General features: G+C 41.9%; 13 protein-coding genes and 1 pseudogene. 12 read left to right on the top strand and 2 right to left on the bottom strand.

Annotation, left to right across the window (positions count from 1 at the left end):
• Positions 1-2 precede the first annotated feature (2 nt).
• Entirely contained in the window at positions 3-287 is a 285-nt protein-coding gene (locus tag SOR_RS05825; protein ID WP_001276163.1) for a DUF3270 domain-containing protein, read from the bottom strand.
• Positions 288-671: 384 nt separating this feature from the next.
• On the opposite strand from SOR_RS05825, the gene SOR_RS05820 reads away from it, so the two are divergent.
• From SOR_RS05820 to deoD, 9 genes and pseudogenes are all read left to right on the top strand, one after another.
• Positions 672-1,727 carry an ABC transporter permease gene (locus SOR_RS05820; RefSeq protein ID WP_000280276.1) on the top strand — a complete coding sequence of 352 codons (1,056 nt, stop codon included), beginning with the start codon at positions 672-674 and terminating at the stop codon, positions 1,725-1,727.
• 13 nt (positions 1,728-1,740) lie between these two features.
• On the top strand, positions 1,741-2,421 hold the full coding sequence (locus tag SOR_RS05815) for an ABC transporter ATP-binding protein (RefSeq protein ID WP_000209233.1): 681 nt from the start codon (positions 1,741-1,743) through the stop codon (positions 2,419-2,421).
• Between the two features lie 125 nt (positions 2,422-2,546).
• Positions 2,547-3,476: a peptidase U32 family protein gene (locus SOR_RS05810; protein WP_000411175.1), complete on the top strand. Its 930-nt coding sequence runs from the start codon at positions 2,547-2,549 to the stop codon at positions 3,474-3,476.
• 105 nt (positions 3,477-3,581) lie between these two features.
• Positions 3,582-4,265 (top strand): ribose-5-phosphate isomerase RpiA, encoded by a 684-nt coding sequence (rpiA, locus tag SOR_RS05805; protein WP_000429270.1) that lies wholly within the window; start codon positions 3,582-3,584, stop codon positions 4,263-4,265.
• 23 nt (positions 4,266-4,288) lie between these two features.
• Positions 4,289-5,500, top strand: a complete 1,212-nt coding sequence (locus tag SOR_RS05800; protein WP_000033125.1) for a phosphopentomutase — start codon at positions 4,289-4,291, stop codon at positions 5,498-5,500.
• A gap of 1 nt (position 5,501) precedes the next feature.
• A pseudogene (locus SOR_RS05795) lies at positions 5,502-6,057 on the top strand (DUF1697 domain-containing protein); the annotation flags it as partial.
• The gene (locus SOR_RS05790; protein ID WP_000143359.1) at positions 6,058-6,867 is read left to right on the top strand and encodes a purine-nucleoside phosphorylase; all 810 of its coding nucleotides are present in this window, start codon (positions 6,058-6,060) and stop codon (positions 6,865-6,867) included.
• 2 nt (positions 6,868-6,869) lie between these two features.
• Complete coding sequence (locus SOR_RS05785; RefSeq protein WP_000904386.1) at positions 6,870-8,153, top strand: chloride channel protein; 1,284 nt, start codon at positions 6,870-6,872, stop codon at positions 8,151-8,153.
• Positions 8,154-8,548: 395 nt separating this feature from the next.
• The gene (gene deoD / locus SOR_RS05780; RefSeq protein WP_000022091.1) at positions 8,549-9,259 is read left to right on the top strand and encodes a purine-nucleoside phosphorylase; all 711 of its coding nucleotides are present in this window, start codon (positions 8,549-8,551) and stop codon (positions 9,257-9,259) included.
• A gap of 32 nt (positions 9,260-9,291) precedes the next feature.
• Here the strand turns inward: deoD and pavA are convergent, their stop codons facing one another.
• The gene (pavA, locus tag SOR_RS05775) at positions 9,292-10,947 is read right to left on the bottom strand and encodes an Rqc2 family fibronectin-binding protein PavA (protein WP_000006759.1); all 1,656 of its coding nucleotides are present in this window, start codon (positions 10,945-10,947) and stop codon (positions 9,292-9,294) included.
• Positions 10,948-11,051: 104 nt separating this feature from the next.
• Between pavA and ybeY the strand changes: the two genes are divergently transcribed.
• Genes ybeY through era form a run of 3 tightly spaced genes read left to right on the top strand, consistent with a single transcriptional unit; the run spans position 11,052 to position 12,841 of the window.
• Complete coding sequence (gene ybeY, locus SOR_RS05770; protein ID WP_000275165.1) at positions 11,052-11,549, top strand: rRNA maturation RNase YbeY; 498 nt, start codon at positions 11,052-11,054, stop codon at positions 11,547-11,549.
• Entirely contained in the window at positions 11,530-11,925 is a 396-nt protein-coding gene (locus SOR_RS05765) for a diacylglycerol kinase family protein (protein ID WP_000378179.1), read from the top strand. Before ybeY ends, SOR_RS05765 begins: the two co-directional genes overlap by 20 nt.
• A gap of 16 nt (positions 11,926-11,941) precedes the next feature.
• Positions 11,942-12,841, top strand: coding sequence for a GTPase Era (gene era, locus SOR_RS05760; protein WP_000143281.1), 900 nt, complete (start codon positions 11,942-11,944; stop codon positions 12,839-12,841).
• The last annotated feature ends 28 nt before the right edge of the window (positions 12,842-12,869 follow it).

Here is a 12,869-nt window from a genome sequence, read left to right as displayed (position 1 = left end):
CTTTATTTTGAAAATTTTCGTTTCATTATCTTTCGTTGAAGTTGTAAAAGGGCGAAACTAAGACCCATTGCAGCGATAAAGGATAAAGCTGTGTTCAATTTTAAGGCTAAAAAGATAAAACTAAACAGTGCCATAAAAATACAGAAACAAGCGATATTTACAAAAAATAAAATCTCTTTTAGGTTAGGGCCGACTGGGGCTTCAGGTGTGTAATCTTGGTAAAGCGGAGTTTGTTTCGATTCGGGAGCTTGTTCAAACTCATAAGCTTCTAGTTTTCTTGCGGACATGATTCTCTCCTTAACAGTACATAACTATTTTATCATTTTTTATGCAAAGAATTATTACAGGATTGTTACAAAACTACTAAAGTCTCTTATCATCCTCTAAGTCGCTCTCTTGACACCTACAAGGGAAAATGGTAGCATGGATGTTACACTTAGAACAGATGACCTGACCTTCTCTTTTATAAATATACTGAGAAAGGAAAGGATAACTTATATAAATTGATAGCAAGCTGAGGCTTTTTCCTAAGATGATTTGTTGAGTTGCTACCTGGATACTTTTGAAGAGTATTGGTAGGAGTTGTTTTGAATGGATGATAAGACAGCGATTCTGTCTATTGGACTGGGTGGCTTTTAAACTACCTCTGGGAAATGTTAAAGGAGACAAGCATGTATCTTGCTATCAAAGAGATATTACGAAACAAACTTCGATATAGTTTGATTCTAACTACCATTTTTCTTATCGCTTTTATGGTCTTTTTTATGACCAGTCTAGCTCTTGGTCTTGTGCGAAACAACCGAGCCGCTATTGATAACTGGCAAGCGACGGGAGTGGTTTTATCTGACTACGCAAATGATAATTTGACGGCATCTTTTATTCCTGAAAAGGACTACAAGGATAAGAGTTCTGAAGAGGCTGCTCCATTGGGCTATATGTTTGCTGTAACCAATCTAGTCGATGGTAGTGAAAAGGTCAATGTTTCCATTTTTGCTCAAGACTGGGACTCTTTTATCTCTCCTAGTTTGACGGAGGGTCGTTATCCTGAAGGAGATGATGAGGTTGTCGTGGATCAGTCTTTTGAGAACTATGGGATGAAGCTAGGTGATGCCATTCAGCTCAATGGAAGCGATTCAAGTTACAAGATTGTAGGCCTGACTCAAGGAAATAAATTTTTCACCGAGCCTGTTGTTTTTACGAGTCTGACAACTTATTGGACCTTACAAGGAACCTTGAAAGCCAATCGTTCCATCTCTGCCTTAGTATTGAAAAATGACATAGAAGTGACTGGCGATGGACTGAAACAGATTTCCATTCCAAAAATGATATCGAAAATTCCTGGTTACACACCTCAGGTTAATGTATTTTCAGGGATGATTCTCGCTATGATTGTCATCACAGGCTTGATTGTGGGTATTTTTGTCTATATCATTACCATCCAAAAACTAGGACTTTATGGAATAATGCGAGCTCAAGGAATACAGATCAAAACCATTGTATGGTCTCTGTTCTGTCAAATCTTCCTCCTAGCTGGTATGGGGATTGCTTTAGCCTTGCTGGCAATCGGAGGAGTGATTTTAGTCTTACCAGCTACCTTCTTTTTCTATCCGAGTTGGATAGCTTACTCTGTCCTAAGTTTGGTAATTTCCTTGATGGCCCTTCTAGGTGGTGTCATTTCACTTCCACGCTTGCTAAAGGTGGATCCGATTACTGCGATTGCAGAATGATAAGGAGAATAGTATGACAACATTGATTGAAATGACTCAAGTGACAAAAACCTACGGGGAAGGAAAGATGAAAGTCGTTGCCCTGCATGAGACGAATTTTCAGCTAAATACGGGAGAGTTCGTAACTATTGTTGGGCCTTCTGGCTCTGGCAAGACAACCTTTCTAACAACTCTAGGACAACTTCAGGAAGCATCGAGTGGAAAGATTCTAGTCAAGGGGAAGGAAACAGGCAGTTTGACGGAGAAGGAAAAAACAGATCTCCGTTTTAGAGAGTTTGGTTTCATTCTCCAGGCTTCAAACTTAATTCCTTTTCTAACGGTCAAGGAACAGCTGGATTTGATAGACAGACTAGATAAGGGAAAAAATAGTAAAAGTGATCGAAAAGAGCTGTTTGACTTGTTGGATTTGGAAAAAGTTCAAAATCATTATCCCAAAGCTCTATCGGGTGGCGAACGTCAGCGTGCCGCGATTGCTAGAGCGCTCTATAACAATCCAAGCATTGTGCTTGCAGATGAGCCGACAGCCAGTCTTGACACTGAGCGTGCCTACCAAGTAACGGAGATGTTGGCTGCCATTGCCCATGAACAAGGCAGAGGAGTTGTCATGATCACTCATGATACACGCCTTCTTGATAAGGTTGACCGTATTTATGTTATGAACGATGGCCACCTAGTTGAAGAAACACATGCATAAAATAGAATGAATGGTACAAGTTACTGTTCACTTTTTTGATTGGGAAAGATAGAAACAAGTTTAACTTTTTGTGAAACTCTCAGTATTCATAGCTGATTTTTGAGAAATGTGGTATAATTTTTCTTATGGAAAAGATTATCATTACAGCAACTGCTGAAAGTATTGAACAAGTTGAACAACTACTCGAAGCTGGCGTAGACCGTATCTACGTTGGTGAGAAAGATTTTGGACTTCGTCTGCCAACAACCTTTAGTTATGACCAATTGCGTGAGATTGCTAAGTTGGTTCATGAAGCAGGCAAAGAATTGATCGTCGCAGTTAATGCCCTCATGCACCAAGATATGATGGATCGTATCAAGCCCTTCCTAGACTTTTTGGAAGAAATCAAGACAGACTACATCACTATTGGCGATGCAGGTGTCTTTTACGTAGTCAACCGTGATGGCTATTCCTTTAAGACTATCTACGATGCTTCAACCATGGTGACAAGCAGTCGTCAGATTAACTTCTGGGGTCAAAAGGCTGGCGCATCTGAGGCGGTTTTGGCGCGTGAAATTCCATCTGCTGAGCTCTTCAAGATGCCTGAGATTTTGGAAATTCCTGCTGAAGTGTTGGTTTACGGAGCTAGTGTCATTCACCATTCTAAGCGACCACTTTTGCAAAACTACTATAACTTTACGCATATTGATGATGAAAAAACGCGTAAACGTGACCTCTTCTTGGCTGAACCAAGTGATCCAGAGAGCCATTACTCTATCTTTGAAGACAATCATGGTACCCACATCTTTGCTAACAATGACCTTGATTTGATGACCAAATTGACAGAATTGGTAGAGCATGGTTTCACTCACTGGAAGCTAGAGGGGCTCTACACACCTGGTCAGAATTTTGTAGAGATTGCTAAACTCTTTGTCCAAGCACGCAGCTTGATTCAAGAGGGCAAATTCAGCCATGACCAAGCTTTCTTGTTAGATGAGGAAGTGCGCAAGTTACACCCTAAAAACCGTTTCCTCGACACAGGATTCTATGATTACGATCCTGACATGGTTAAATAGGACATAAAAACCCGAAATAAAAATGTTCGGGTTTTTCCAGTGTATCCATGAAATAAAAACGGATACATGTTATAATAAAAATAGCTCTTTAATGGAGGTGTTTGAGTGGAAAATCTGAAGAAAATGGCAGGTATCAAGGCTGCTGAGTTTGTCAAGGATGGCATGGTAGTCGGACTTGGAACGGGCTCTACTGCCTACTATTTCGTAGAAGAAATCGGTCGTCGGATTAAGGAAGAAGGTTTGCAGATTACAGCTGTAACGACTTCCAGTGTGACCAGTAAACAGGCTGAAGGTCTTAACATCCCGCTCAAGTCGATTGATCAAGTAGACTTTGTCGATGTGACGGTTGACGGGGCGGATGAAGTAGATAGCCAGTTCAACGGGATCAAAGGCGGTGGTGGGGCCCTTCTGATGGAGAAGGTTGTCGCAACGCCCTCAAAAGAATACATTTGGGTGGTAGATGAAAGCAAACTGGTAGAGAAACTAGGTGCTTTTAAATTGCCAGTAGAAGTGGTTCAGTATGGTGCAGAACAGGTTTTTCGTCGATTTGAGCGAGCTGGCTATAAACCAAGTTTCCGTGAAAAAGACGGCCAACGTTTTGTGACCGATATGCGGAACTTTATCATTGACCTAGCCTTGGATGTCATTGAAGATCCAATTGCCTTCGGGCAAGAATTGGACCATGTCGTTGGTGTCGTTGAGCATGGCTTGTTCAACCAAATGGTAGATAAGGTCATCGTTGCTGGACGAGACGGGGTTCAGATTTTAACTTCAACAAAAGCAAACTAATCAACATAATAAGGAGATACACTATGTCAAAATTTAATCGGATTCACTTGGTGGTACTGGATTCTGTGGGAATCGGTGCTGCACCAGATGCCAATAACTTTGTCAATGCAGGGGTTCCAGACGGTGCTTCTGACACACTAGGACACATTTCCAAAACCGTTGGTTTGAATGTGCCCAACATGGCTAAAATCGGTCTAGGAAATATTCCTCGTGAAACGCCTCTGAAGACTGTACCAGCTGAAAGCAATCCAACAGGATATGCAACAAAATTGGAAGAAGTATCGCGCGGTAAAGATACCATGACTGGACACTGGGAAATCATGGGACTCAACATTACTGAGCCTTTCGATACTTTCTGGAACGGATTTCCAGAAGAAATCTTGACAAAGATTGAAGAATTTTCAGGACGTAAGGTCATTCGTGAAGCCAACAAACCTTACTCAGGAACAGCTGTTATCGATGATTTTGGACCACGCCAGATGGAAACTGGGGAGTTGATTATCTATACTTCAGCTGACCCTGTTTTGCAAATTGCTGCCCACGAAGACATCATTCCTTTAGATGAATTGTATCGTATTTGTGAATACGCGCGCTCGATTACCCTTGAGCGTCCTGCCCTTCTAGGTCGTATCATTGCCCGTCCTTATGTAGGTGAGCCTGGTAACTTCACTCGTACGGCAAATCGTCGTGACTTGGCCGTATCTCCATTTGCACCAACCGTTTTGGATAAATTGAACGAGGCTGGTATCGATACTTACGCTGTTGGAAAAATCAACGATATCTTTAACGGTGCGGGTATCAACCACGACATGGGCCACAACAAGTCAAACAGCCACGGAATTGATACATTATTGAAGACCATGGGACTTGCTGAGTTTGAAAAAGGATTCTCCTTTACTAACTTGGTAGACTTCGATGCACTATATGGCCACCGTCGCAATGCTCATGGTTACCGTGATTGCTTGCATGAGTTCGATGAACGCTTACCTGAAATTATCGCAGCTATGAGAGAAAATGATCTTCTCTTGATCACTGCGGACCATGGAAATGACCCAACCTATGCAGGAACAGACCATACTCGTGAATATATTCCACTTTTGGCCTACAGCCCTGCTTTTAAAGGAAATGGTGTCATTCCAGTTGGACATTTTGCAGATATCTCAGCGACAGTTGCGGATAACTTTGGTGTGGAAACTGCCATGATTGGGGAAAGTTTCTTAGATAAATTGGTATAAGATGACGAGATATGCTTTACTTGTTCGGGGCATTAATGTCGGTGGGAAAAATAAAGTTGTCATGGCGCAACTTCGTCAAGAACTGACAGAGTTGGGACTGGAAAAGGTTGAAACCTACATCAACAGTGGCAACATTTTCTTTACTTCGACAGCTCCCAAAGCCCAATTGGTTGAAAAGTTAGAGGCTTTCTTTGAAATCCATTATCCATTTATTCAGAGCTTTTCTTTGCTGAGTCAGGAAGACTATGAAGCAGAGCTGGAGAATCTGCCAGATTGGTGGACCAAAGACCTGGCACGAAAAGATGTGCTCTTCTACACGGAGAGCTTGGATGTGGATCAAGTGATCGAGAAAGTGAACAGTTTGGAACTGGAAGATGAAGTCGTTCATTTTGGAAGACTTGGGATTTTCTGGGGGAAATTCTCTGAAGAATCATACTACGAAACAGCCTATCACAAATACTTACTCAAGATGCCTTTCTACCGCCAAATCACCATTCGTAATGCTAAAACTTTTGACAAAATCGGTCAAATGCTAAAAAAATAATAAAGGAGACACAATGACTTTTTTAGATAAAATCAAGGAAACAGCTGCTTTCTTGAAAGAAAAGGGTATCCAAGCGCCTGAGTTCGGTCTAATCCTTGGATCAGGACTTGGAGAATTGGCAGAGGAAATTGAAAATCCTGTTGTAGTAGACTATGCAGATATTCCCAACTGGGGCCGTTCGACAGTAGTCGGTCACGCTGGTAAATTGGTATATGGTGACCTTGCAGGTCGCAAGGTCTTGGCTCTTCAAGGTCGTTTCCATTTCTATGAAGGAAATCCTCTTGAAGTCGTGACTTTCCCAGTTCGTGTGATGAAAGTTCTCGGATGCGAAGGTGTCATTGTAACCAATGCAGCTGGAGGTATTGGATTTGGTCCTGGTACCTTGATGGCTATCTCAGACCATATCAATATGACGGGGCAGAACCCATTGATGGGTGAAAATTTGGATGATTTTGGTCCACGTTTCCCAGATATGTCTAAAGCCTACACTCCAGAATACCGTGCTACTGCCCATGAAGTAGCTAAGAAACTTGGTATCAAGCTTGATGAAGGTGTCTATATTGGTGTAACAGGTCCGACTTATGAAACCCCAGCAGAGATTCGTGCCTATAAGACACTTGGAGCAGATGCAGTTGGTATGTCTACAGTTCCTGAAGTTATTGTGGCAGCCCACTCTGGCTTGAAAGTTCTCGGTATTTCATGTATTACTAACCATGCTGCAGGCTTCCAAGAAGAACTCAACCACGAAGAAGTTGTAGAAGTGACTGAACATGTTAAAGGCGACTTCAAAGGCTTGCTTAAAGCGATTCTTGCTGAATTGTAATCATGTTAATAGAATTGAGGAGTATTTTTCGAAAAATCCCTTATAATTTTAGATTATTCATAGCAGTAATTCTGCAAGGAATAGTTTCGGGTTTATCTGGTATATTTCTCCATTATCTTTTAGAGATGGTGGAGGGACTAGCTTTTGGTCAGTCAGAGCACCATAGTGGATTTTTGACAGATGGAGTTTCCTCCTCACGGATAGGACTAAGTTTAATAATCGTGGGTCTTAGCTCGTCCTTAGTCTGGTACTTCTTGCAAAAAGGGTCGAAGATTTATTCCATCAAAGCTCAGATGAAGGATGAGACTTCACAATACAAGCTTCATTTTTTAAGACAGCTATTTCATTCAATTTGGCAGATTATTGCAGTTGGAGGGGGAGCGCCTATTGGAAAAGAAGCTGCGCCACGAGAGATTGGAACTCTATTTGCAGGGCCAATTGGAAAAATATGTATACTGTCTATGAAGGATCGCATCTTTCTCCTTGCTTGTGGTGCTGGTGCTGGTTTAGCGGCTGTTTATCAGGTTCCATTAACAAGTGTTTTCTTCGTTTTTGAGACTCTAGGAATTACTTTATCTATCAAGCGATTTGTCTTTGTCGGTTTGACTACCTATGTGTCAACCTATACAGCAGGATTGGTTATTTCAGATCATGCTCTCTACCAGATTCCAGCTATTGCATGGTCATTAAAGGAAGTGTGGATTGTTCCTTTATTACTTCTTTTCTTAACCCCCCTAGCTTGGCTTTTTGGTCGTTCGAGTAAAGAAGTGTCTTCAAACAGGATAAAAGATAAACGAATACTTCTCACATTGCCTTCAGCTTTTCTTTTTCTTGTTGGTCTAGCAAGTTACTTTCCGCATCTACTTGGCAATGGACGCATGATGGCTCAGGAAATTTTAAATGGTAGCAGTGGTCACACAGTGCTTCTCATGTTTTTCCTAAAAGCAGTGCTCGTTCTTATTATCCTTTGGGCAGGGGCCTATGGTGGTACTCTTACGCCATCTTTTGCCTTGGGGATGGCTGGAGCTGCTCTCTTAGCCATGATTCTAGGTTTGGACAGTCAGCCAACCGTTTTACTTTTGGGATCTGTTTGCTTTTTATCTGTGACCTTGAGGGCGCCCATTTCTGCAACCGGATTAGTTATAGGTTTCACTGGGCTAGGTTTAGATTCTCTTCCGTATCTCTTAGTAACTGCTTTCCTAGCTTATGGTTTTGCAAAGGTGTTAGACCGTTTTCCTTGGGCTAGCATACTGTGTCAGAAGTCAAAGAATAAAGTAATTAGGTAGGAAATGCCCGTTTCTTCTAATCAAGGATTTATCTTAAAAGATTAAAAACTATTGTTAGTTTATCAATAACTGTTTTAAATAAAAATGTAGTAGGCTTATCGGAGTCATGATTGAATACGATTTTTCCTAGTTATGAAATATAAAAAAAAGAAAGGTAGAGCGTGTGTTCAAATTTGAACACGAGCGGAAACTTTTCTAGAAATTCAGAAAGGAAGGGGAGTTCGGTTTTGAATTGAACTCGGACTGTTCTCTTCTATATCATAAAAATTAAGAAAGAAAGGAATTGAACCCACCCTAAAAGCAGTGGGAAAAAGATAGTTGGTCTAGCGAGCATCGCTCACTGCACCAAACTCCTATTTTCCCTTCGCTTTTTGACGGGTTTGGTATCTTATATTATGTCTATCCATATTGCTGCTCAGCAGGGTGAAATTGCTGATAAAATTCTTCTTCCTGGGGATCCTCTTCGTGCTAAGTTTATTGCGGAGAATTTCCTTGAAGATGCTGTTTGTTTTAACGAAGTGCGTAACATGTTTGGCTACACTGGTACGTACAAGGGTCACCGTGTATCGGTCATGGGAACTGGGATGGGAATGCCGTCCATTTCTATCTATGCCCGTGAGTTGATTGTAGACTACGGAGTGAAGAAATTGATTCGTGTGGGAACTGCGGGTTCATTAAATGAAGATGTTCATGTCCGTGAATTGGTTTTGGCGCAAGCAGCTGCAACCAACTCAAACATCATCCGCAATGACTGGCCACAGTATGATTTCCCACAAATCGCTAGCTTTGATTTGCTTGACAAGGCCTACCATATCGCTAAAGAACTCGGTATGACAACCCACGTTGGGAACGTCTTGTCATCTGATGTCTTTTACTCAAACTACTTTGAAAAGAACATTGAGCTTGGTAAATGGGGAGTTAAAGCTGTAGAAATGGAAGCAGCAGCACTTTACTATCTTGCTGCCCAACACCACGTTGATGCGCTAGCTATCATGACAATCTCTGATAGCTTGGTCAATCCAGATGAAGATACTACTGCAGAAGAACGCCAAAATACCTTCACCGATATGATGAAGGTCGGATTGGAAACCTTGATTGCAGAGTAAAATGTAAAAGAAAATCCTGATTTCAAGTGTAATCAGGATTTTTTCATAGATGCGATTTTTTCGGGGTCTGGTGTAACGCGGAGGGTCTTTTGTCCTGTGTAGGTTACAAAGCCAGGTTTTCCACCAGTTGGTTTGTTGAGTTTTTTAACTTCAATCATATCCACTTGCACGAGATTTGACAAGCGCCCTTTGGAGAAGTAGGCAGCTAGTTCGGCCGCATCTGTCTTGACTTCGTCAGAAGGATTGAGATTGCCTGAGATGACGACATGGCTTCCAGGGATGTCCTTGGCATGGAACCAAAGTTCCTCCTTGCGAGCCATTTTAAAGGTTAGCTCTTCATTTTGTAAGTTGTTTCGACCAACATAAATGATGGTTTTGCCATCGCTTGCTAGATACTGTTCTGGTTTTTTGCGCTTGTGAATTTTCTCTCGCTGTCTTCTACGGATAAAGCCTGTTTGGATTAATTCTTCACGGATTTCAGCGATTTCTTCCAGTCCAGCTTGGTTGAGAACGGTCTCCACGCTTTCTAGATAGAGAATGGTAGCCTTGGTTTCTTCGATCAGTTCAGTCAGGTATTTGACAGCTTCTTTAAGTTTCTGGTAACGTTTAAAATAGCGTTGAGCATTCTGACTGGGAGTCAGGGCCTTATCAAGAGCAATGGTGATAGGTTGATTGGTGTAGTAGTTGTCTAAGGTAACCTGATCTTGGTCATTAGGCACTTGGTGGAGAAAGGTTGTCAGTAATTCGCCCTTTTGGCGAAACTCCTCAGCGTTGTCTGTCGCCAGTAATTCTTTTTCTTGTTTTTTGAGTTTGTGGCGATTTTTCTGAAGCTCATTTTCAACGCGGCGAATGAGTTCGCTGGCTTGCTGTTTGACACGGTCGCGCTCGGCTTTATCCTTATAATAGGTATCTAAGAGATCCGAAAGGCTGAGAAAAGGCTCTCCTACACGATTGGCAAAAGGAACTGGGCTGAAAGAAGTCTCTGTCAAAAATGGCTTGCTTGCTTGACTGAAAAAGTTACGGAAAGTGGAAAGTTTTTCACTAACCAGTATGCTTTCCAATTCATTTGCCGTATCGCGTCCCAGACCTTGAAAGAGACTTTGAAGATTTTTTGCTGTTAGTTCTTGGGTTTGTAGAATTTCAAAGAGTTTTTCATCCTTGACAGTAAAAGGATTGAGAGACTCAGTACTTGGTGGAGCGATATAGCTTGACCCTGGGAGCAAGGTGCGGTAGCTGTTTTGTGAAAAACCAACGTGTTTGATGACTTCGAGGATTTTATGGCTACTTTTATCCACGAGGAGAATATTACTGTGTTTGCCCATAATCTCGATAATCAAGGTAGCCTGAATATGGTCTCCAATCTCGTTTTTATTGGAAACTGTAATTTCCACAATACGGTCATTTTCCACCTGCTCAATCGACTCAATCACGGCGCCTTGTAAATACTTTCTCAAAACCATGATAAAAGTAGAAGGTTGGGCTGGATTTTCAAAGGTCGTTTGGGTCAGCTGGATGCGACCAAAAACGGGATGAGCAGAGAGGAGCAAGCGATGGCTTTGGCGATTGCTGCGGATTTGCAAGACCAATTCTTGTTCAAAAGGTTGATTGATCTTCTGAATGCGACCGTTGACCAACTCGCTTCGCAATTCCTCAACCATGTGGTGTAAAAAAAATCCGTCAAATGACATCGTTCTCTCCTTGTGATTGTATTCCATAGTATTATATCAAAAAGGTAGAATAAAATCATGGAAATATGGTATAATAAAGCCAAGTAAAGAGAATCGAGAAGTACATGTATATTGAAATGGTAGATGAAACTGGTCAAGTTTCACAAGAAATCTTGCACCAAACCCAAGAAATTTTGGAATTTGCAGCCCAAAAAATAGGAAAAGAAGACAAGGAGATGGCAGTGACCTTTGTGACTAACGAGCGTAGCCACGAACTCAATCTCGAGTACCGTGATACGGATCGTCCGACAGATGTTATCAGCCTTGAGTATAAACCAGAGTTGGACATTGCCTTTGATGAAGAAGATTTGCTTGAAAATCCAGAATTAGCAGAGATGATGTCTGAGTTTGATGCCTATATTGGGGAACTGTTCATCTCTATCGATAAGGCTCATGAGCAGGCTGAGGAATACGGTCACAGCTTTGAGCGTGAGATGGGCTTCTTGGCAGTACACGGCTTTTTACACATTAACGGCTACGATCACTACACTCCGGAAGAAGAAGCGGAGATGTTCGGTTTACAAGAAGAAATTTTGACAGCCTATGGACTCACAAGACAATAAACGAAAATGGAAAAATCGTGACCTTGTATCCAGTTTAGAATTTGCTCTCACAGGAATTCTGACTGCTTTCAAGGAAGAACGCAATATGCGAAAACATGCAGTGACGGCTCTAGTGGTCATCCTTGCAGGTTTTGTTTTTCAGGTGTCACGGATCGAATGGCTCTTTCTCCTAATGAACATTTTCTTGGTAGTAGCCTTTGAGATTATTAACTCTGCTATCGAAAATGTGGTGGATCTAGCCAGTCACTATCACTTTTCTATGTTGGCAAAGAAAGCCAAGGACATGGCGGCAGGAGCCGTGCTTGTGGTTTCCCTTCTTGCTGCAGTGATTGGTGCACTTATCTTTCTCCCACGCATTTGGGATTTACTATTTTAAACAATAAGAGGAAATTATGACATTTAAATCAGGCTTTGTAGCCATTTTAGGACGTCCCAATGTTGGGAAGTCAACCTTTTTGAATCACGTCATGGGGCAAAAGATTGCTATCATGAGTGACAAGGCGCAGACAACGCGCAATAAAATCATGGGGATTTACACCACAGATAAGGAGCAAATCGTCTTTATCGATACACCTGGGATTCACAAGCCAAAAACAGCTCTTGGAGATTTCATGGTGGAATCTGCTTATAGCACCCTTCGTGAAGTAGATACTGTTCTATTCATGGTGCCAGCTGATGAGCCACGTGGTAAGGGTGACGATATGATTATCGAGCGTCTGAAAGCTGCCAAGGTTCCTGTGATTCTGGTGGTGAATAAGATTGACAAGGTCCACCCAGATCAGCTTTTGTCTCAGATTGATGACTTCCGTAACCAGATGGACTTTAAGGAGATTGTTCCGATCTCAGCCCTTCAGGGAAATAACGTTTCTCGACTAATCGATATTTTGAGTGAAAATCTAGAGGAAGGTTTCCAGTATTTCCCATCTGATCAAATCACAGATCATCCTGAGCGTTTTTTGGTTTCAGAAATGATTCGTGAGAAAGTCTTGCACCTAACGCGTGAAGAAATCCCTCACTCAGTTGCAGTAGTGGTTGACTCTATGAAGCGTGATGAAGAGACCGACAAGGTTCATATCCGAGCTACTATTATGGTTGAGCGTGATAGCCAAAAGGGTATCATCATCGGAAAAGGTGGCGCCATGCTCAAGAAAATTGGGACCATGGCTCGTCGTGATATCGAACTCATGCTAGGAGACAAGGTCTTCCTAGAAACTTGGGTCAAGGTCAAGAAAAACTGGCGTGATAAAAAGCTAGATTTGGCTGACTTTGGCTATAATGAAAAAGAATACTAAGTAGAGGTGGGCTCATGCCTGCTTCTTG

Origin of the sequence: Streptococcus oralis Uo5, assembly GCF_000253155.1 — a bacterium.
Lineage (GTDB): Bacteria > Bacillota > Bacilli > Lactobacillales > Streptococcaceae > Streptococcus > Streptococcus oralis_L.
Note: the sequence above shows the minus strand (reverse complement) of the source record. Positions and strands in the feature narration are given on the sequence as shown.